Source organism: Amycolatopsis acidiphila (genome assembly GCF_021391495.1).
GTDB classification, from domain to species: domain Bacteria; phylum Actinomycetota; class Actinomycetes; order Mycobacteriales; family Pseudonocardiaceae; genus Amycolatopsis_E; species Amycolatopsis_E acidiphila.
Map to the genome: position 1 here is coordinate 7,126,882 of NZ_CP090063.1, position 19,104 is coordinate 7,145,985.

The 19,104-nt window shown below is 70.0% G+C and carries 20 protein-coding genes, 1 tRNA gene and 1 pseudogene; 11 read left to right on the forward strand and 11 right to left on the reverse strand.

Translation table 11 applies throughout. The features are described from left to right. The first annotated feature begins 100 nt into the window (after window positions 1–100). The 3 genes and pseudogenes from LWP59_RS34775 to LWP59_RS34780 all read left to right on the forward strand — a co-directional run. On the forward strand, window positions 101–502 hold the full coding sequence (locus LWP59_RS34775) for a hypothetical protein (RefSeq protein WP_144641327.1): 402 nt from the start codon (window positions 101–103) through the stop codon (window positions 500–502). Between the two features lie 81 nt (window positions 503–583). Continuing rightward, window positions 584–1,180 (forward strand): recombinase family protein, encoded by a 597-nt coding sequence (locus LWP59_RS41305; protein WP_191334839.1) that lies wholly within the window; start codon window positions 584–586, stop codon window positions 1,178–1,180. A gap of 400 nt (window positions 1,181–1,580) precedes the next feature. Further along, window positions 1,581–2,444 (forward strand): annotated as a pseudogene (locus LWP59_RS34780) (recombinase family protein); the annotation flags it as partial. A gap of 901 nt (window positions 2,445–3,345) precedes the next feature. Here the strand turns inward: LWP59_RS34780 and LWP59_RS34785 are convergent. The 5 genes from LWP59_RS34785 to LWP59_RS34805 form a co-directional block, all read right to left on the reverse strand. After that, window positions 3,346–3,418 (reverse strand) — tRNA-Ala (locus LWP59_RS34785). Between the two features lie 54 nt (window positions 3,419–3,472). Beyond that, on the reverse strand, window positions 3,473–4,321 hold the full coding sequence (sepX, locus tag LWP59_RS34790) for a divisome protein SepX/GlpR (protein WP_144641334.1): 849 nt from the start codon (window positions 4,319–4,321) through the stop codon (window positions 3,473–3,475). Between the two features lie 143 nt (window positions 4,322–4,464). After that, window positions 4,465–5,124, reverse strand: coding sequence for a GNAT family N-acetyltransferase (locus tag LWP59_RS34795; protein WP_373299697.1), 660 nt, complete (start codon window positions 5,122–5,124; stop codon window positions 4,465–4,467). 15 nt (window positions 5,125–5,139) lie between these two features. Then, window positions 5,140–6,408, reverse strand: coding sequence for a molybdotransferase-like divisome protein Glp (gene glp, locus LWP59_RS34800; protein WP_144641340.1), 1,269 nt, complete (start codon window positions 6,406–6,408; stop codon window positions 5,140–5,142). Then, complete coding sequence (locus LWP59_RS34805) at window positions 6,408–7,310, reverse strand: UTP--glucose-1-phosphate uridylyltransferase (protein WP_144641343.1); 903 nt, start codon at window positions 7,308–7,310, stop codon at window positions 6,408–6,410. Before LWP59_RS34805 ends, glp begins: the two co-directional genes overlap by 1 nt. 24 nt (window positions 7,311–7,334) lie before the next feature. On the opposite strand from LWP59_RS34805, the gene LWP59_RS34810 reads away from it, so the two are divergent. The 4 genes from LWP59_RS34810 to mscL all read left to right on the forward strand — a co-directional run bounded on the left by LWP59_RS34810 (window position 7,335) and on the right by mscL (window position 9,652). After that, a complete protein-coding gene (locus LWP59_RS34810; protein ID WP_144641346.1) occupies window positions 7,335–7,925 on the forward strand; it encodes a 5-formyltetrahydrofolate cyclo-ligase in 591 nt (196 codons plus the stop codon). A 294-nt stretch (window positions 7,926–8,219) separates the two neighbouring features. Beyond that, window positions 8,220–8,573 carry an FmdB family zinc ribbon protein gene (locus LWP59_RS34815; protein WP_144641349.1) on the forward strand — a complete coding sequence of 118 codons (354 nt, stop codon included), beginning with the start codon at window positions 8,220–8,222 and terminating at the stop codon, window positions 8,571–8,573. A gap of 381 nt (window positions 8,574–8,954) precedes the next feature. After that, the gene (locus tag LWP59_RS34820; protein WP_229857856.1) at window positions 8,955–9,200 is read left to right on the forward strand and encodes a hypothetical protein; all 246 of its coding nucleotides are present in this window, start codon (window positions 8,955–8,957) and stop codon (window positions 9,198–9,200) included. Between the two features lie 26 nt (window positions 9,201–9,226). Next, complete coding sequence (gene mscL, locus LWP59_RS34825) at window positions 9,227–9,652, forward strand: large-conductance mechanosensitive channel protein MscL (RefSeq protein ID WP_144641355.1); 426 nt, start codon at window positions 9,227–9,229, stop codon at window positions 9,650–9,652. A 247-nt stretch (window positions 9,653–9,899) separates the two neighbouring features. On the opposite strand, the gene LWP59_RS34830 is transcribed toward mscL, so the two are convergent. Further along, window positions 9,900–10,082, reverse strand: coding sequence for a hypothetical protein (locus tag LWP59_RS34830; RefSeq protein WP_144641358.1), 183 nt, complete (start codon window positions 10,080–10,082; stop codon window positions 9,900–9,902). Window positions 10,083–10,086: 4 nt separating this feature from the next. After that, window positions 10,087–10,587: a MogA/MoaB family molybdenum cofactor biosynthesis protein gene (locus tag LWP59_RS34835; RefSeq protein ID WP_144641361.1), complete on the reverse strand. Its 501-nt coding sequence runs from the start codon at window positions 10,585–10,587 to the stop codon at window positions 10,087–10,089. Window positions 10,588–10,675: 88 nt separating this feature from the next. Between LWP59_RS34835 and LWP59_RS34840 the strand changes: the two genes are divergently transcribed. Beyond that, on the forward strand, window positions 10,676–11,746 hold the full coding sequence (locus LWP59_RS34840; RefSeq protein ID WP_144641364.1) for an NAD-dependent epimerase/dehydratase family protein: 1,071 nt from the start codon (window positions 10,676–10,678) through the stop codon (window positions 11,744–11,746). 440 nt (window positions 11,747–12,186) lie between these two features. Here the strand turns inward: LWP59_RS34840 and LWP59_RS34845 are convergent, their stop codons facing one another. The 3 genes from LWP59_RS34845 to LWP59_RS34855 all read right to left on the reverse strand — a co-directional run bounded on the left by LWP59_RS34845 (window position 12,187) and on the right by LWP59_RS34855 (window position 15,545). Then, window positions 12,187–13,233 (reverse strand): sensor histidine kinase, encoded by a 1,047-nt coding sequence (locus tag LWP59_RS34845; protein WP_144641367.1) that lies wholly within the window; start codon window positions 13,231–13,233, stop codon window positions 12,187–12,189. 215 nt (window positions 13,234–13,448) lie between these two features. Further along, window positions 13,449–14,147, reverse strand: coding sequence for a response regulator transcription factor (locus tag LWP59_RS34850; protein WP_144641370.1), 699 nt, complete (start codon window positions 14,145–14,147; stop codon window positions 13,449–13,451). A 6-nt stretch (window positions 14,148–14,153) separates the two neighbouring features. Beyond that, on the reverse strand, window positions 14,154–15,545 hold the full coding sequence (locus tag LWP59_RS34855; protein ID WP_186383344.1) for a hypothetical protein: 1,392 nt from the start codon (window positions 15,543–15,545) through the stop codon (window positions 14,154–14,156). Window positions 15,546–15,688: 143 nt separating this feature from the next. Here LWP59_RS34855 and LWP59_RS34860 point away from each other — a divergent pair, with 143 nt between their 5' ends. The 3 genes from LWP59_RS34860 to LWP59_RS34870 are packed head-to-tail and all read left to right on the forward strand — an operon-like array spanning window position 15,689 to window position 17,621. Further along, on the forward strand, window positions 15,689–16,369 hold the full coding sequence (locus LWP59_RS34860) for a glycosyltransferase family 2 protein (protein WP_229857858.1): 681 nt from the start codon (window positions 15,689–15,691) through the stop codon (window positions 16,367–16,369). After that, window positions 16,366–17,025 (forward strand): TIGR04282 family arsenosugar biosynthesis glycosyltransferase, encoded by a 660-nt coding sequence (locus tag LWP59_RS34865; protein ID WP_144641373.1) that lies wholly within the window; start codon window positions 16,366–16,368, stop codon window positions 17,023–17,025. Before LWP59_RS34860 ends, LWP59_RS34865 begins: the two co-directional genes overlap by 4 nt. Continuing rightward, window positions 17,022–17,621 (forward strand): class I SAM-dependent methyltransferase, encoded by a 600-nt coding sequence (locus tag LWP59_RS34870; protein ID WP_144641376.1) that lies wholly within the window; start codon window positions 17,022–17,024, stop codon window positions 17,619–17,621. The genes LWP59_RS34865 and LWP59_RS34870 overlap by 4 nt, the downstream gene beginning before the upstream one ends. An 85-nt stretch (window positions 17,622–17,706) precedes the next feature. Here the strand turns inward: LWP59_RS34870 and LWP59_RS34875 are convergent, their stop codons facing one another. Beyond that, window positions 17,707–19,077, reverse strand: a complete 1,371-nt coding sequence (locus LWP59_RS34875) for a S1C family serine protease (protein WP_144641379.1) — start codon at window positions 19,075–19,077, stop codon at window positions 17,707–17,709. Between the last annotated feature and the right edge of the window lie 27 nt (window positions 19,078–19,104).

Sequence of the window (19,104 nt, forward strand, 5' to 3'; positions counted from 1 at the left end):
CAGCTCATTCAACGCACGTCATGGTGCGTGCCCGCGTCGCCGCGAAATCCGCCTCGTGTGGACGTGCGACCGCAGGTGTCGACGGCTGGGAACGCCCGCTGTGTCGACGGTTCCTGTCGCCGACCAGCAGGCCCATGAACCGCCAGCACCTGGACGGGTCACGGGCCCGGAAGGGGCGCTCACGTGCGCGCAACCTGCCGACCCCGCAAAGGTCAACAACAACCACACCGACATTCCTGCTCCGGTCGAATTGGAGCAACACGCAGGCACCGACAGCGTGCCGAGCAAGCAGCCTCGGTCGCAAGTCGGCGCGCGCGGCGCTGGACGCAACTTGGTGGTGCGCGGCGTCCGCCGCGATCCCCCCAACATGCGCAAGCTCGCGCGGGTGGTGGCCAGCCTCGCGGCATCCATGTTGGCCGAGGAAACCGGCCAGCAACCCGTGTGCTCCGAACCGGACGCATCCGCTGCCAGCCCGCGCAATGGCCACCGCGATGCGGCTTAGACCGCAGCACGTTCGCGCTCGACCCGCGAGCGCAGCGGATCTACCCGACTCACCCAATGAATGGAAGGAAAGGTCAGCACAATGTCGCTTGCCACGCCCGAACCCCCAAGCAGTCCTCGGACTACGGACCAGCAGGCCCAGTGCACTGTGCGCGTCGGCTCGTACCAGCGGCAGCCCGAGTTCGGTGAAGACGAGTTGTTGAACTCCTACGTCGCGTCTCAGCCGGGTTGGCAGGTCCGTCTCCACTGCACTGACCACTACGCGTCAGGCGCCACGATGCGACGTCCGGGACTACAACGGGTGTTGAAGGCGGCTCGCTCCGGAGAGATCGACGTGCTGGTCGTCTGCCACATACACAACCTGTCGCGCTCGCACCTGCACCTCACCCAACTTCTCAGCGAACTGAGAAGCCGAAGTGTCCGCGTCGTCTCGGCCGCCAATCCTTCCTTCGACACGGAGACCCCCTTCGGGGCCATCCTCGCGTGCGCACTGGACGTCATTGCGGGCATCGAACGGGACGGCGCGCGCGAAGACCGCCGAACCCTGCGGCGCCCGACACCCTCCGCGCGAGCGTCCATTCGCCGCGCGGTTGCTACCAGCGCCACCGGTCCGTTGATGGCGACCACGCCGCCTACGCCCTCGTCCATCCGGCCTGCCCCCCAGCGAGGTGTCCTGTGACTCGCACTCATCCCGGCGCGAACGACAGGCGGCGGCACGGCGTCAACTTCGGTGCACAACTGCCATCGCGTGACACTCAACTCGGTACCCGTGCGGTGATCTACCTGCACGTGTCCGCGTCGCAGCCAGCCGCAACCGACCGCAGTATCGCGACCCAGCGTGAAGCGTGTCTTCGCACGGCCGCCGAACTGGGTTTCTCAATCATCGACGACTACGTCGTCGCAGACCGGCCGGTCCGGAAAGTGGCCCCGCGCGAGGCATTCCGGCGCTTACGCACCCAGGCCCACAGGCGATCGACGGCAGCCGACCGGCTCGTATCGATCAGCCACCGATCTCGACGGCCGGGCCGTGTTCACCGGTGGCCGTGTACCTCGTCCAAGCCCACCGACCGGGAGATTTCATGACCAGCGCCTATGCCGACTTCGTTGACGAACTGGAGCGGGACGTCGCGATCCCAGTCCTGGGACTGCCCAATGACCCTGCCCCCGGCACCCGCGCGGTCATCTACCTCCGCGTGTCGTCGACCGGGCAGGTCAACACCGACTACAACGCCGAGGGCATCTCCATCCCGGCCCAACGTGAAGCGTGCTTGCATAAGGCGAGGGACCTCGGTGTCACCGTCATCGACGAGTACGTCGAACCCGGCCGCTCAGCACTGGAGATGACCAAACGCAAAGCGTTCCAGCAGATGCTCGCGCGGGTGCGCAGCCAGGGTGACGTCGATGTCATCATCGTCTACCAACTCTCACGCATGGCCCGCAACCGCTACGACGACGCGATCGTCATGGCCGACCTCCGCAAGCGCGGCGTCACCCTGGTCTCGGCCACCGAGGCGATCGACGACACCCCGGTCGGTCAACTGATGCACGGCATCTTGGCCACGTTCAACGAGTACCAGTCCCGCCAATCCGGTGCCGACATCGCCTACAAGATGGGTCAGAAGGCTCGCAACGGTGGCACTCTCGGCCGCGCCAAGATCGGCTACCTGAACCACATCGACCACTTCGACGGCCGCGTGATCCGCACAGTCATTCTGGACCCCGAGCGGGCGCCATTGGTCAAGCTCGCCTTCGAGCTCTACGCCACGGGCGACTATAGCCTCGACGACCTAGCCGACGAACTGTATGACCGCGGTCTGCGCACCCGCCCCACCAGTCGGCACCCGGCCAAGAAGATTTCGATCCACAAGCTCTCGGACATGCTGCGCGACCGCTACTACCTCGGCTACGTCGACTACAAGGGCGAGGAGATCCGCGGTCGGCACGAGCCGCTGATCGAGGATGAAGAACTGTTCGACCAAGTCCAGGAAATCATCGAAACCAGGGCCACGGCGAAGGAACGCCGCCGCACTCACCACCACTACCTCAAGGGCTCGGTGTTCTGCGGCTACTGCCGACGCGCGGGCAGGACACAGCGACTCACGATCCAGCGATCCGTCAACCGCCACGGGTCCGAGTACCTGTACTTCTTCTGCCGGCACATGCGCGAGGGCCTGTGCCCTGGCCCGCACGTCCACGCCTACCAGGTCGAAGAGGCCATCGAACGCCACTACGCCCACGTCCGGTTCCGGCCAGAGTTCATCGCGGACGTCGGCGCGCACATCGACTCCGTGATCAACGAGCAGGAAGCCGCCGCGCGCCTGCTGCACGAGCAGATTTCTGGCCAACTGAAGGAACTCGACACGAAGGAGGAGAACTTGATCGACCTCGCCGCCGACGGCACACTGCCGCAGACCAAGGTCAAAGCCAAGCTCCGCGACATCGCCACCGAGCGACGTCGCCTCACTGAGCGGCTCGACACTGCCAGCGCCGACCTCACCGACAGCGCCCAGCTCATCCAAGCTGCCCTCAAGTTCCTTCAAGCCCCCGAGGAGCTCTACCGACGCTGCAACGAGCAGCAACGACGCCTACTGAACCAGGCGATCTTCCAGGGCCTCTACATCGAAGACGACCAGGTCACCGATCATGACCTGCATGAGCCTTTTGGCCAGCTTCACGCCCTGCAACGTCAACACGTGCCCACGCCCCGAAGCGCTCCGGCCAGTCGGCCACGGCGGGCAGGCAGCAAAAAGGCCACCCGCCCAGCAGGTGGCCCTTCAACTTCCGGCGTTGCCCTTCTTCTGAAGGGCGTTCACGCAGGCAAGGGTTCTACTAACAACCCTAGGGTGGAGCTGAGGGGAATCGAACCCCTGACCTTCTCGATGCGAACGAGACGCGCTACCAACTGCGCTACAGCCCCTTGTTGAAAGCGTGGAAAGCATAGCAACCACCGCGAGGCGGTCGGCGAGGGGGGTTACTCGCCGACCGCCCGCCGGAACGGGAGTTGGCCCGGGTCGTCCAGTTCGTGGAATGCCGGGTCCTCGTCGTCCACGTCGACGATCACCGCGCGGCCGCGCATCCGCGAGGCGGGCGACGGGCGGCGCTCGATGCCGACCAGTTCGCGCCGCGGCTCCTCGGCCACCTCGTACTCGTCCCGCAGGTCCCGCCGCGGCGCGGCACGACGCCGAGCCCTGTCCAGCCGCGCGAGCCGTCGCTGCCGGATCTCGTTCTCGATCCGGACCTGCCGCCGCAAGTACGCGAGGTAGGACACGAACGCGATGTCGATCAGACCGTGCGCCCACCAGAGCAGCCCGGTCACGAAGCCGGCCGCACCGGCGGTCACCAGCGCGAGAAGGATGAGGGCCAGCACCACGCGCTGCCGGAACGCGTACTTGGCGCGCGCCGCGATCTCCGCGGCCTCCGGATCGAAGCCGCCACGGCCCGGCCGGTAGCGGCGCCCGTCGTCATCGGGGTCGTCATACGACGCGGAAGACCGGCGGCGGCGCGGATCGTCTTCGGAGTCGTCCTGGGGGTCGAAGCCGCCACGCGCGGAGCGGTAGCGGCGCTCGTCCTCTTCGGGGTCGGCGTACTCGTCGAGGTCGTCCTCGAGCTCAGCGGGTTCGGGGTCGACGACCTGTTGCACAGTCTGGGCCATGGCGAACTCCTCTTCCCCCTGGTCGGTGCCGCTCCCACTCCGCACGACGCGCGCCGCGAGCGCGGCATCCGCCGTCTGCACGACGGCCTGACGCTTCCGCGCGACCATGGGCACGAGCACGACAAGCCACGCCGCCGCCAGGGCGACAATGATCAACGAGCTGGGCATCTCCCTCTGTCACCTCCCCCGACTCCTGCTACATACCGTCACGCTAGTCACAGGAGTAACAGATCGCAGGTAGCCACGCCGCTCGAAAAGAGAAAACGGACCACCGGATTAGGTGAAACAGCACAGATGTGGTAACGCCGATCTCACACTCGTTCGGCGCGGCCCTGTTGCACGAGACGGGCGACGAGCCCGGGGCCGGTCTCCTCCGCGGTGATCGCGAAGCAGAAGTGGTCACGCCAGTCGCCTGCCACATCGAGATACCGCTGGAACAGGCCCTCCTGGCGGAATCCGGCCTTGGTGAGCACCCGGATGCTCGGCTCGTTCTCCGGGCGCACGGTCGCCTCGATCCGGTGCAGCCCACCGAGGGTCAGCGCGTGGTCCACCAGAAGGGCGACGGCGGCCGTCGCGACGCCTCCACCGACTGCCGTTGAGGACACCCAGTAACCGACCCAGGCCGAGCGGAGTGAGGCCCGGATCACGTTACCGACTGTGATCTGCCCCGCGAACTCGCCGTCCACCGTGATGACGAGAGGCAGGCACTGACCACGCCTCGCGAGCCCGCGCAACGCCATCCACTGCGGCGGCCAGGACCAGAAACCGTTGCGGTCGCGCCACGGGCCGGGCGCGGTCGGCTCCCACTTCTCGAGGTGCGCCTGGTCGCGCAGGCGGACCCGGGACCAGTCCCCGGCGTCGCGCAACCGGATGGGCCGCAGCCCGACGACCCCGGCCCCGACCTTGAGCGGCCCCAATCGTGCCGGCCAGCCGGGATGCCGGGCTTCGATGTCGTACGTCGTTGCCTGCACCCGGGTATTCAACCGTTACACCCGTTGTGCGAGGAAGGTCACCCGCACCTGCTCGCCCGCGGGCACCTCGGTGAGGTCTTCGTCCACGTTCACCAGGCAGTTCGCCTCGGCGAGCGAGGCCAGCAGGTGCGCGCCGGAGGTGCCGAGCGGCTGCACCAGGTACTCTCCCGTGCTCTCGTCGCGCAGCAACTGCCCGCGGAGGAAGCCCTTGCGCCCCTTCGTCGAGCCGATCGGCGACAGCAACCGGGCGCTGACCATCCGCCGATGCGGGTTCCGGGTGCCGCGGGCGGCCCTGATCAGCGGGCGGATCAGCACCTCGAACACCACGAGCGCGCTCATCGGGTTGGCCGGCAGCAGGAAGGTCGGCACCGAGTCCGGCCCGAGGCGCCCGAAGCCCTGCGCGGACCCGGGGTGCATCGCGACCCGCGTCATGTCGAGCCGGCCGAGGTCGGACAACGCCGCGTGCACCTCGTCGCCAGCCGTGCCGCCGGCGCCGCCGGCGACCACGACGACCTCGGACATCAGCAACCGGCCTTCGACCACTTCACGCAACCGCTTCGGCTCGCCGGGCACGATGCCCACCCGGCTGACCTCGGCGCCCGCATCCCGCGCGGCGGCGGCCAGTGCGTAGGAGTTGACGTCGTAGACCTGTCCGACCGACGGCGTGCGGTCGATGTCGACCAGCTCGTCGCCGACGGACACGATCGACACCCGCGGCCGCGGGTAGACCAGCACCTTGGACCTGCCGACCGCGGCGAGCAGCCCGACCTGCGCGGAGCCGATCGTGTCGCCTTGGCGCACCGCGACATCGCCGATCTGCACGTCTTCACCGGTGCGGCGGACGTAGCCGGCCGACGGCACCGAGCGGTGCACCGTCACGTTGGCCGGATGCCCGTCGGTGAAGGCCGTCGGCACGACGGCGTCGGCCAGCGTCGGCAGCGGCGCCCCGGTCGCGACCCGCACCGCCTGCCCTGGCTGCAGCCGCCGGGGCTGGCGCGAGCCGGCCGGGATCTCGCCCACCACCGGCAGCTGGACCGGCTCGTCCTCGACCGGGCGCACATCGACGCTGCGCACGGCATACCCATCCACGGCAGCCTGATCGAATCCGGGCAGGGCGTGTTCCGCGACGACCTCTTCGGCGCAGAGCAGGCCCTGTGCCTCGGAGATGGCGACGCGCACCGGACGCGGGCGCACCGCCGACTCCAGCACGAGCGCGATCTGCGCGTCGACGGGACGGAACTCCTGCTCAGCGGCCTCGGGCGGCTCCGGGGTGGGCGGGGTCATCAGCCTTCGTTCTCGATTCGCTCGGCGAGCCAGGTGCGCAGCGACGGGCCGTAGTCGGGGTGGTCGAGGGCGAAATCGACCGCGGCCCGCAGGAACCCGCCGGGGTTGCCCAGGTCGTGCCGGCCTCCCCGGTGCACCACGATATGTACCGGGTGTCCCTCTTCGATCAGCAGTGCCACCGCGTCGGTGAGCTGGAGTTCGCCGCCGCTGCCGGGCTCGATCCGGCGCAGCGCGTCGAAGATCGCCCGGTCAAGGAGGTATCGGCCGGCCGCGGCGTAGGTCGATGGAGCGTCCTCCGGCTTCGGCTTCTCGACCATGCCGTGCACGCGCTTGACGTCTTCGTCGCCCGTATCGGTGACGTCGAATACGCCATAGGGTGAGATCTGCTCCTTCGGGATATCGAATGCGCACAGCACGCTGCCGCCGTGCTTCATCCGGACCTCGGCCATCCGCTCGAGGACCCCGGCCGGCAGCACCAGGTCGTCGGGCAGGAGCACGGCGACGGCCTGGTCCTCGTCGGTGAGGTTCGGCTCGGCCTGGGCGACCGCGTGCCCGAGACCCAGCGCTTCTTCCTGGATGGCGACTTCGACGTCGAGCAGGCCGGGGCCGCGGCGGACCTTCTCCAGCAACTCGGTCTTGCCCTTGCGCTCGAGGTTCTCCTCCAGCTCGGGCGAGGGCCGGAAGTAGTTGACGACCGCTTCCTTGCCCGGTGAGGTGACGATCACAAGGCGCTTGGCGCCGGCCTGGGCCGCTTCGGCCGCGACGATCTCGATGCCCGGCGTGTCCACCACGGGTAGCAGCTCCTTGGGAACCGCTTTCGTCGCAGGTAGGAAGCGTGTCCCGAGCCCGGCGGCGGGGACGATCGCGGTCCGGAACGAGTTGTTGTCGAAGGCGCCCGTCATGGAGGTAAAGCCTAACCTGCGGTTATGTGTAGCGGGCGGAATGACGACCTGGGGAAGGCCGAGTGGCGGGCACGTGTGGCGGCGGCTCGCACCGACGTTTCCCAGGCCCAGCGGGTACTGGAGGCACGTGCGCTGGTCGCGGCGCTCGCCGCGTTGAGCCTGCCGGACACGGTCTGCTGCTACGTGCCGTTCGGAACCGAACCGGGTTCGGCGGCGTGGCTGGACCTCCTGCGCGGGTCCGGGGTGCGGGTGCTGCTGCCGGTGATCCCGCCGACACCGGCGCCGTTGGACTGGGCAGAGCACACCGGTCCCCTGGCTCCGGGTCGCCTTCGCGGCGTCCTCGAGCCGACGGGTCCACGCCTGGGGCCCGCAGCCTTGGGCGAAGCAGGTCTCGTGCTGGTGCCCGCGCTGGCCGTGGACAACCGGGGCGCGCGCCTCGGCCGCGGCGCGGGCTACTACGACCGGTCGCTCGCCCACGCCGCCCCCGACGCCGTCCTACTGGCCCCGATCCGCGACCACGAGCTGGTGGACCACCTCCCCACCGAGCCCCACGACGTCCGGATGACCGCGGCACTGACCCCACGCCGGGGTCTCGTGCCACTGCCGGTCGCATGACCTCTCGTGTCCTCCCAGGTACACCTCCTTCTCCGCAGCCACCACGCCTGACGCCTCCCATCGGTGACCGATATCTCACGACCCACCGACATCCTCGGAGGTCCGGCGACCGTTGTTGTGAGGTGAGGGCAAACGGGCAGGCCACTGGTACCGGCGGGTCGCTTGACCGCAGATGATCGTGGTGCGTCTCGGTTGCAAGGCATGAAAACCCCGTTTGACCTGCGGGGGAATCGCCAAGTATCGTCTAGTGTTAGCACTCTCGCGGATCGAGTGCCAATGCGCGAAGGAGCAGCAGTGCCCACCTACCAGTACGCCTGCAAGGAGTGCGGCCACCAGTTCGAGGCCGTGCAGTCGTTCTCCGACGCCAGCCTGACCGAGTGCCCGCAGTGCACCGGCCCGCTGCGCAAGCTCTACGGCGCCGTCGGCGTGATCTTCAAGGGCAGCGGGTTCTACCGCACCGACTCGCGCTCCGACGCCAAGTCGTCCGCCGGTTCGAGCAAGCCCTCGTCCTCGTCGAGCACCGGCTCCTCCGGTGACGGCGGGTCGAGCAGTGGCAAGTCGGACAGCAGCGGATCGAGCAGCGGCAAGTCGGACTCTTCGTCCTCCTCGTCGAGCAGCTCCTCCACCACTGCGGCCGCCGCTTCCTGACGAACGAGTTATCCACAGGCACCCAGTTGTCCACAGGTGCTTGAACATCATCTGTTCTCCTCGCGGGCACGCTTCTAGCGTCGAGGTGACGGCAGCGGACCCACCGCAGCCGCATCGACGACCAGGAGTGTGCCCGCGATGCGTTTCCCGCCCCGTTCCTCGTGGCACCGCTTTCGTTTTCGCTTACGTACCAGGCGTTTCCTGCTGATCCGGCGTGCACTCGCGGTCGGGTTGCTCCTCCTCGCCGCGGCGCTCGCCCTTCGCCCGACCGCTGCTACGCCCACGTCGGCCGAGCCTGCGCGAGCCCGTGCGAGTCCTGGCGTTCCGCTGTCCGGCGCGGCCGGTTTATCCACAGTCCCCGTCCACCTCGCGGACGCGAGCGTGGCCGCGTTGCTCACGCCCGGCATGCGGGTGGACGTGGTGACCGCCGAAGACGGTTACAGCCCCCGGAAGGTGCTGGCCAGCATGGCGACCGTCATCGACATCCGTCCGCCCCCGGAGGGTGGCAGCCAGCTCACGGGCACCGAGTCCAAGGGGCCTCTCGTGCTGATCGCCGTTCCCACCGAAATCGCGACGGAGGTGGCCGCGCTGTCACTGCGAAACCCGGTAGCCGTTACCCTCCGTTAGCCATATCCGGTGAGGAAGGAGTGCACATGCTGAAGGGTTTCAAAGACTTTCTGATGCGCGGCAATGTCGTCGATCTCGCGGTCGCGGTGGTCATCGGCACCGCGTTCACGGCGATCGTCACCGCGTTCACGAACGGTCTGATCAAGCCGCTGATCAACACGATCGGCGGGACGGATGCGGCCAAGGGCCTGGGCTTCAACATCCTCGGCAGCAATGACTCGACGTTTCTCGACTTCGGGGGTGTCATCAACGCGGTGATCAACTTCGCGCTGATCGCCGCCGTCGTGTACTTCATCATCGTGCTGCCGGTGCAGAAGATCCAGGAGCGCCGCAAGAGGGGTCAGGAAGCGGGCCCCTCCGAGCCCACGGACGTCGAACTGCTCATCGAGATCCGCGACCTCCTGCGCGAGCAGCGTGGTCGCCAGGAGAGTGAGGAGAAGATCAGGTCATAGCCGCCGCGCTCGCACCCTCCGCGGGCCCGGAGCGAGGACTATGTCGTGCGGTCAAGGCCGACGTGGGAGCCAACGGGGCCATTAGTCCCTTGACCGGGCACCACCGCTCACAGCCTGCATACGCGTGAAGCGAGGCCGCCCACAGCCCGCGGTCACAGCTCCCGCGGCCGCGACAGGGATCCGCCCTGAAGACCATCAGTCTCCGACCGGGCACCAACCGCCCGGGCAGGCCGAAGGGTGCTCGCGGCTAACGGTCGTGGTGCGGGGGCCGGTTCTCCCGGTACCAGGCGTCCCGGTCGCGGCTCGAGGACTCCGGATCGCGCTCGTCGGAGGTGGTTTCCGGCAGGACGTCCCCGAAGATCGCGTCCAGCTCGCGCCGGTCGCGCTTCGGGGACGGCCGGTCGCGTTCGTCGCGTTCGTCGCCGGACAACGGCTCAGGCCTCGTCGAGGCCGGACAGCTCGTCGATGACGTGCGGCACCAGCGAGGACAACGTCGCCATGCCGTCCCGCACCGCCGCGCGCGAGCCGGCGAGGTTGACCACCAGGGTGCTGCCCGACACGCCGACCAGGCCGCGGGAGATCCCCGCGTCGACGGCGCCGGCGGCGAGGCCGGAGGAGCGCAGCGCTTCGCCGATGCCGGGGATGGGGCGATCCAGCACGCCCGCGGTCGCGTCGGGGGTCACGTCGCGAGGTGACACACCGGTGCCACCGACCGTGATCACGAGGTCGACGCCACCGATGACGGCGGTGTTGAGCGCATTGCGGATGGCGACGGTGTCCGCGTGGACGACGACCACGCCGTCCACGATGAAGCCGGCTTCCTCCAGCAGCTCCGTGACCAGGGGCCCCGAGGTGTCATCGTGCTCGCCATGCGCCGCGCGGTCGTCCACGATCACCACGAGGGCGCGGCCAAGCCGCTGTGCACTGCGTTCCATGCAGCACACGTTAGCCCGTTGTTACCGAAGTCTGACGGCCACGTCCGAGCTACTGCGCGTACCTGGTCTCGCCCCATAGCGTGACGGCGTGCGAGTACTTGTGACGGGTGGCGCGGGCTTCATCGGCTCCCACGTCGCCGACCTGCTGGCCGCGTCCGGCCACGCCGTGACCCTGCTGGACGACCTGTTGCCGCAGGCGCACGGGGCCGGGGCAGCGCCGGACTACGTCGAGCCTCACCGGTTCGTGCAAGGCGACGTAGCCGACCGCAGGCTGCTGCGCGGGCTCCTGTCCGATGTGGACGCGGTCTGCCACCAGGCCGCGGTCGTCGGGCACGGGCTCGATCCGTCCGATGCTCCGATGTACGCGCTGAACAACGACTACGCGACCGCCGTCCTGCTCGCCGAGATGCACGTGGCAGGGCTGACGAAGCTCGTGCTCGCTTCGTCGATGGTGGTCTACGGCGAGGGCCGTTACTCGTGCATCCAGCACGGTGTCGTTCCACCCGCTCCTCGGCGACAGTCTGATGTGGACGCCGGCCGGTTCGAGCCGCCGTGTCCCGAGTGCGGGCGCGAGCTCGAGTCGCAGCTGGTCCCCGAGGACGCACCGCTGCGCCCGCAAAGCACCTACGCGGCGACGAAGCTCGCTCAGGAGCACCTCGCCGCCGCGTGGGCGAGGCAGACAGGGGGCACGGTTTGGGCCCTGCGCTACCACAACGTGTACGGGCCGCGAATGCCGCAGAACACCCCCTACGCCGGTGTCGCTTCGCTGTTCCGCTCGGCGCTGGTGCGCGGCGAGGCGCCCACCGTCCTGGAGGACGGCAACCAGCGCCGTGACTTCGTGCATGTGCAGGACGTCGCTCGCGCCAACCTCGTGGCACTCGAGACGCCCGGTCCCAGTGGCGACCTGACGGCGGTCAACGTCTGCTCGGGCATGCCCCACACCGTCGGCGAACTGGCGACGGAACTGGCCAAGGCCTGCGGCGGACCGGCGCCCCGCATCATCGGCGGTGCCCGGCCCGCGGACGTCCGCCACGTCGTCGCCGACCCGGCCCGCGCCGAAAAACTGCTCGGCTTCCGGGCGGCCGTACCGTTCGAATCGGGCATCGCGTCCTTCGCGACAGCACCGCTGCGCGCTCCGACCCCGGTGGCGGGTACCTAGCCAGACCGGTGGGCGACACCAGCGTCCGGCGCGGCGTCGTCAACCAACGACGAGCCCGTGCCGCGCGGGGCGCTGCCGGAGCCAGGACCACGAGGCGCCCTTGCGAGGTGGTGAGTGGGCGTTGAACCCGGACCGGCACCGCCATGAAGCCGCGAGTCGAAGCCGGGCCTACGTCCCGCCGCTGGCGAGGCCATGAGTGAAAGCCAAGCCGCCACACCCCCGCTCCTCGCGGAGTCGTGAGTGGAAGCAGGGCCATCACACACCCTGGCGAAATCCCGAATGGGAGCCGGACCGCCACGCACGCCCATCCCGAAGCCGCGGGTGAAAGCCGGGTCCACGTCCCACCCCTGAAAGCCAGGCCCCCGATGAAGCCCAGAAAGGAGCCGGCCCGCCACGACGCGGCCGCCGCGAAGCCGGGCGGCGGTGCCGGACCGGCAGCGTCAAGAGGTGGCGAGTGGGAGCCGGACCTCGAAGCGGCAGCCGTCGCCGTGGTTGCGGACGTCGATCTGGCCTCGGTGGGCTTCCACGAGGCCCTTGGCGATCGCCAGCCCCAGCCCGCCGCCTGTGGTGCCCGAGTGGTCCGGGGTTCTGGCCTGCGTCCCGCGGAACGCCACCTCGAAGACCCGCTCGATCTCGTCCTCCGGGATGCCGCCGCAACTGTCGTCGACGGCGAGCAGCGCCTCCGAACCGTCGATCCCCACGCGGATGGCCACCGTCCCGTCCGGCGGGGTGTGGCGGATCGCGTTGGACACCAGGTTGCGCACGATCCGCGTCAGCTCCGGGTCGCTGCCGGTCACCACGGGCCACACATCGGCGTCAGCCAGGACCTGCACCTTCTTCTGGTTCGCGACGATCGTCTGCGCGGCCAGCGCTTCGCTGATGACGTCCTGCAACGGCACGGCGGACATCGTCAGCCGCAGCGCGCCGGCGGTGATCCGGGACAGCTCGAACAGGTCGTTGACCATCCCCGACAGCCGCGACGTCTCGCCGCTGATGCGCGCGGCGTAGTCGGTCACCTCGTCCTTTTCGACGACGATCCCGTCCGCCAGCGCCTCCGCCATCGCACGGATACCCGCGAGCGGACTGCGCAGGTCGTGACTGATCCACGCGACCAGATCACGCCGGGCGGCCTCCGCGGCACGCTCACGCTCGCGGGCCTCCCGCTCCCACACACTGTGCCGCGCGATAGCCCGGCCGAAGACGATCGCCGCCGGCACCGTCACCAGCGCGACCAGCAGACAGACCAGCAGCATCGTGGTGAGCGCGGGGGTGAACATGAAGCCACTGATGCCGAGCACGCCCGCGAGAGTCGCGAGCACCGGGATCAGCACGAGCACGGTCAGCGTCGTGGCGAGCGATCCGCGCCGCAGCCAGTACAACAGCAGGCCGCCCACCAGCGCGACCGGCAGCGCGAACGCCAGCGCCAGCGGCAGGATGTGCCAGACGTGCGCCAACATCGCCTGCCACGACTCACCAGGCTCGATCACCGCGACACCACCTCACGCATGGCAAATTCGCTCCGAAGGCCCGGGAACGCCAACTCTTTGGATGGCGCCACGAACTTTCGGCCGCGAGGCCGAGCCGAGGACCGTGCCGCCGGCGGTGATCCGCACCCACCGAGCACCCCTCCCGTCGCGCGGCCAGGGACAGTAGGCCGTTCCGGCCGTTCTGCCGCCGAGCGAACCAACCCCACCGCCGGCCATCACGACGTCACCGGGTCGTACCGGTACCCGACGCCCCACACGGTCGCGATGCGCATCGGCTTCGCGGGGTTCGGTTCGATCTTCTCGCGCAGGCGCCGGACGTGGACCGTGACCGTCGACTGGTCGCCGAAGTCCCAGCCCCACACCTTCTCCAGCAGGTCGGCCCGCGAGAACGCCACCCCCGGATGCGCCAGGAAGAACGCCAGCAGGTCGAACTCCCGCGCGGTCAGCGGCAGCTCCGCGCCATCCAGGGTCGCCTGCCGCGCCCCCGGTTGCAGGCGCAGGTTGCCGTCCCTGGACTCGGGCGCGACGGGCGCCACGCCGGGCATCCGCGCCCGCCGCAGCACCGACGCCACCCGCAACGTCAGCTCCCGCGGGCTGAACGGCTTCGTCACGTAATCGTCCGCGCCCAGCTGCAGACCGGCGATCCGGTTCTCCTCCTCGCCGAGCGCGGTCAGCAGCACCACCGGCACCTGACTCGCCTGCCGCAGGCGCCGGCACACCTCGAGGCCGTTGATACCCGGCATCATCACGTCCAGCACGACGACGTCCGCCGGTCGCTGGGCGAACAGCCGGAGGCCCGTGACGCCGTCCCCGGCGACGTCGACGGTGAACCCGCCCGCCTCGAGGTAGCGCCGCACCACATCGCGCACCGTCTCGTCGTCGTCGACGACGAGCACCCGACCCGTCTCAGCCACAGCCACCTACCAGAACGTCAGCACCAGCGAGTTGACCGCGAGCGCGGTCAACGCCTGCCCGGCGAGCCACCACCGCCACGATGGCAGCAGCGACACGGCGGGCAGCAGCCACACCGTGAACGGTAACCAGATCCGCTCGACCTCGGCCTTCGACAACCCCGACACGTCCGCGAGCACGATCGCCACGGCCGCCGCGACGACCAGCAGCAACACCGGGTCGCAGCGGTTGCCCCGCCGCCACGGCCGCGCCGCCACGAAGGCGATGCCACTGCGCCGCACCCCCGCGACCAGCGCGGGCCCCGCGGCCAGCGCGAGCGAAGCCAGGTCCGCCCACACCCAGTACGAGTACGGCCGCGCACTCGCGATGCCCTGGTAGTACCGCTCGACCACCAGGTGGTACCCGTCGAACCACCAGAACCCCGCCGCCGTGAAGACCACCGCCACCGCCAGCGCACCGGCCACGGCCAGGGGCAGCGCGCGGGTGAGGCTGCGGCCGAGCAGCGTCACCGCGAACGCGATCAACCCGATCAGCGGCAACCCGTACGACAGGTACATGCCGAACCCGAGCAGCGCCCCGCCCAGGACGGACAACGGGACGGCGTACCACCGGCCGGCGCGAAACCCGTGCGTCGCGACGGCGATCAGGGCGATTCCGGTCGCGGTGACCCCGGCGAACATGCCGTCCGCCGACACCCCGACCCACACCGCGCCCGGGAACAGCACCGCGAACGGGAGCGTCGCGCGCGCCGCGTCGCAGCGGTGCAGGGCCGACAGCGTGAGTGGCACGGCGACGGTCACCAGGCAGCCGACGAGCACGCACACGGTCGCCGCCCAGGCGCCGCCCGAAAGCCCGATGCGGTCCAGCCAGACGAACACGAGCGTCGCGCCCGGCGGGTGGCCCGAGACGTGGGTGGTCCAGGAGTCCGGCTGGAAGTCGAGGATCCGGGAGGAGAACTGGCGCAGCATCGCCGGGATGTCGGTGATGCCGGGCACCTCGTGCAGGTACTCGTTGGGGTTGGTGAGCCGGTCGGTGAAGCCGCGGTGCCAGCCGTCGATCATGGCCAGCGCGAACGTCCACGCCAGCGACGTCGCGTAGCCGAGCGCGAGCAGCCGCCGCCACCGCATCCGCGCCACGAGCCCGGGGCCCCAGGCGACCACCGCCACCGCGATCAGCACCGCGAACAACGTGCCGGGCCCGACGTGCGGAAGCCACTGCGCGAACAGCGGTGCGGCGGGTGCCCAGAGCACCACGCCGCTGCCCGGCCGGTTCAGATACCCCCCGACCGCGACGGCCACCCCGACGAGAACGACCGCCACCAGCACGGCCCACAGATCGCGAGAACGTTTTTCGGGCCGCTCTTCCGCCACGGCGAGCGTCCGCACGATCCCCCTGGTCATGCGCGCACCATAGCCCGGCGCGGAATGCCCGTGAAACGGACCCGGGGCATCTGTCACAGAGTGGTAAGAAGTCAAGGACTGTCATGATTTGGTAAGGACCGCAAGGGTTCCGCTCTGTCCACCCTGGACTTACCGTCCGTTGCGTGAATCGGCACGAAATCGATCAAAACCTCGATCAAACAGACGTCGTCCTGCCGTGTCTCGACGAGGCCGCGGCACTGCCGAAATTGTTGCGTGCGCTGCCGCGAGGATTTCGTGCCATCGTCGTCGACAACGGCTCCACCGACGGCTCGCCGGAGATCGCGGGCGAGCTCGGCGCGAAGGTCCTGCACGAGCCCCGACGCGGTTACGGCGCCGCTGTGCACACCGGACTGGAGGCCGCGACCTCCGGCATCGTGTGCTTCATCGACGCCGACGGTTCACTCGATCCAGCCGACCTGATCCCGCTGGTCGCGACCGTGCGCAGGGGCGCGGATCTCGCCGCGGGCCGTCGCGTGCCCGTGGGCTGGGGCGCCTGGCCCTGGCACGCGAGGGCGGGTAACCACCTCCTCGCGACGCTCCTTCGCCGCCAGGGCGTTCAGGTGCACGACATCGCACCGATCCGGGCGGCGCGTCGCCAGGCCCTGCTCGATCTCGCGATCGCCGACCGCGCCTTCGGCTACCCCCTGGAGCTTCTCATCAAGGCCGGACGGGCGGGCCTGCGCATCGAGGAGTTCGACGTCGCCTACCGGCCGCGCGCGGCCGGCACGAAGTCAAAGGTTTCGGGATCCGTGCGCGGCACGCTCCGCGCGACGCGGGACATGGCGAAGGTGCTGCGCGGATGACCGGCTCGTTCTGCCTGCTGGTCGTCGCGAAGGCGCCGGTACCCGGTTTCGTGAAGACCCGCCTGTGCCCGCCCGCGACGCCGGACCAGGCCGCCGACATCGCGGCCGCGGCGCTGCTCGACACGCTCGACGCGGTCGCGGCAACCCCCGGCGCCGTGCCGGTCGTCGCGGCGACCGGAGACTGGGGCACCGCAGCCCGCGCGGCCGAGCTCGCACACGCGCTGTGGCCGATGACCGTGATCCGCCAGCGGGGCAACAGCTTCGCCGAGCGCCTGGTCAACGCCCACCAGGACGCCGCGATGCCCGGCCTCCCGGTGCTACAGATCGGCATGGACACCCCGCAGGTCACGCCTGATCTCCTCGCCCAGGGCGCGGCGTCGCTCACGAGCGAGGAGAAGGCCGCGCTCGGGTTGGCCGAGGACGGCGGCTGGTGGGCGCTCGGACTCGGTGACCCGGCGGCGGCGAAGGTGCTGACCGGGGTGCCGATGTCCCGCGCCGACACCGGAAGGCGCACCCTGCGGGCCCTCACCGACATCGGGCTGCGCACCACCGAGCTGGACCTGTTGTCCGATGTGGACACGATGGCGGACGCCGAGCGGGTGGCGGCCCGGTGCGGCGGGCGGTTCGCGCCGGCGGTCCGGGCGGTGCTGTCGTGAGCCCGTTCGACACGGCTCTGCTGGCCCACACGTGCGTCCTCGAGCTGGCCAACGGCGAGCGGATCGAACTGCCCGCGCGGCGCTGGGCGGCCGACCCCGGCAGGGGCGACGAGCTGATGCTGGCGCGTTGCACCGGCCCGACGCTCGACATCGGCTGTGGCCCAGGGCGGCTGACCAGTGAGCTGACCGCCCGCGGCGTCAGCTCGCTGGGCATCGACGTGTCGCGCACCGCCGTCCGCCTGACCCGGACGCGCGGTGGCAGCGCGCTCCGGCGGGATGTCTTCGACCGCGTGCCGGGCGAAGGCCGCTGGCAGCACGCCCTGCTCGCCGACGGCAATATCGGCATCGGCGGCGACCCCGTCAGGCTGCTGCGACGGGTCCGCGAGCTGCTCGCACCGGACGGACGGGTGCTCATCGAGGTCGAGCCCGGCCGTCAGTTTCGCCGCGGGCACGTGCGCGTCGGCAACAGCTCGTGGTTCCCGTGGGCCTGGCTCGGCGTCGACGCCCTGGACGACATCGCGCACACGGCGTCGCTGGAGGTCGCCTGGACCGGTTCACACGGTTCGCGGCACTTCACCGAACTCGCGGTGGAGTGACACGAAAAACGGGCTCCCGGCGACGGATCGCCGGGAGCCCGTGGTTGGTCTCGGCCGCGTCGAGCGGCCGAGCGCTGGAAGCGCGTCAGTTCACCTGGACCGGCTGGCCGCCGAGGGTGACCTGGACCGAGCGGTTGTCGCTCAGGGTGAACGTCACCTTGTCGTTCGGCGCGCGGGTGCGGATGGCCGCGATCAGGCCGTCGGAGTCGTTGATCACCAGGTTGTCCACCTTCGTGACCACGTCACCGGACTTGAGCCCCGCCTGCTCCGCGGGGCTGCCCGGCTGCACCTGCTGGATCATGGCGCCGCCGGCCTGCGCGTCGCTGACCGTCGCGCCGATGTAGGTCTGCGTGGCCTTCCCGGTGTCGATGATCTCCTGCGCCGTGCGCCGCGCCTGGTTGATCGGGATCGCGAACCCGATGCCGGCGTTGGTCGCCTCGCTCTGCTGCTGGCCGAGACCACCGGAGGACTGCGGGCTGTAGATCGCCGAGTCGATGCCGATGACCTGGCCCGCCAGGTTGACCAGCGGGCCGCCGGAGTTGCCCGGGTTGATCGCCGCGTCGGTCTGGATCGCGCTCATCACGGTCGTCTGGTCGCCGCTGCTGCCGCCCGCGCGGACCGGCCGGTGCAGCGCGCTCACGATGCCCGACGTGACCGTGCCCGCCAGCTCGAACGGCGAGCCGAACGCCACCACCTGCTGGCCGACCTGCGTCGCGTCGGAATTGCCCAGCGCCACCGGCGTCAGGTTCTTCACGCCCTGCACCTTGACCACGGCGACGTCCGTCGTCGGGTCGCGGCCCACGATCGAGGCGTCGGCCTTCGTCCCGTCCGGGAACACCGCCTGGATGCTGCCGCCGTTCGCGGCGACCTCCACGACGTGGTTGTTCGTCAGGATGAAGCCGTCGGTCGAGAGCACGAAGCCCGAGCCCTCGCCCTCCTCCTGGCTGCCCGAGACGACCAGCTCGACGACGCTGGGCGAGACCTTCTGCGCCACCGACTCGACGCTCCCGGCGGGCGCGGCACTGGTCTGCTGGCTCGGCACCGGCTGGTTCAACGCGTTGTAGGAGCTGCCGCTGCCGCCGGAACCCTGCGACGCGAAGTAGCCCCCGGCGCCACCGGCGGCACCGCCCACGACGAGGGCCAGCACGGCGACGCCCGCCACGAGCCTGCCGGAGCCGCGGCGCTGCTGCGGGATCGGCTGCTGCTGTGCCGGGAAAGTCGCGGTGCTGTACGGCAGGCCCTGCTGGTGCTGGGCGGTCTGCTGCTGCGGCGACGTCCACGGGTACGCCTGCTGCTGTGCGGGCGCCGACCACGGGCTCGGCTGCGCCTGCTGCTGCTCCCCACCGAAGGACGTCCCGCGCGGGGGCGTGCTCACGTCCTCCTGGGCCGGCTGCTCCGGCTGCGGCTCCCGCGGTTCACCGCTGCCGTGCGGTGCGCTGGGGTCGTTCTCGGTCATGTACCTCACCATGCTGGTTGGTCCTGA

What these genes read in the sequence shown, in the direction of transcription:
- LWP59_RS34835 (WP_144641361.1), bottom strand. Translation starts at nt 10,587, where the DNA reads ATGGAACGCAGTGCACAGCGGCTTGGCCGCGCCCTCGTGGTGATCGTG.
- LWP59_RS34875 (WP_144641379.1), bottom strand. Translation starts at nt 19,077, where the DNA reads ATGACCGAGAACGACCCCAGCGCACCGCACGGCAGCGGTGAACCGCGG.
- LWP59_RS34855 (WP_186383344.1), bottom strand. Translation starts at nt 15,545, where the DNA reads ATGACCAGGGGGATCGTGCGGACGCTCGCCGTGGCGGAAGAGCGGCCC.
- LWP59_RS41305 (WP_191334839.1), top strand. Translation starts at nt 584, where the DNA reads ATGTCGCTTGCCACGCCCGAACCCCCAAGCAGTCCTCGGACTACGGAC.
- LWP59_RS34865 (WP_144641373.1), top strand. Translation starts at nt 16,366, where the DNA reads ATGACCGGCTCGTTCTGCCTGCTGGTCGTCGCGAAGGCGCCGGTACCC.
- LWP59_RS34810 (WP_144641346.1), top strand. Translation starts at nt 7,335, where the DNA reads ATGTGTAGCGGGCGGAATGACGACCTGGGGAAGGCCGAGTGGCGGGCA.
- sepX (WP_144641334.1), bottom strand. Translation starts at nt 4,321, where the DNA reads ATGCCCAGCTCGTTGATCATTGTCGCCCTGGCGGCGGCGTGGCTTGTC.
- glp (WP_144641340.1), bottom strand. Translation starts at nt 6,408, where the DNA reads ATGACCCCGCCCACCCCGGAGCCGCCCGAGGCCGCTGAGCAGGAGTTC.
- mscL (WP_144641355.1), top strand. Translation starts at nt 9,227, where the DNA reads ATGCTGAAGGGTTTCAAAGACTTTCTGATGCGCGGCAATGTCGTCGAT.
- LWP59_RS34805 (WP_144641343.1), bottom strand. Translation starts at nt 7,310, where the DNA reads ATGACGGGCGCCTTCGACAACAACTCGTTCCGGACCGCGATCGTCCCC.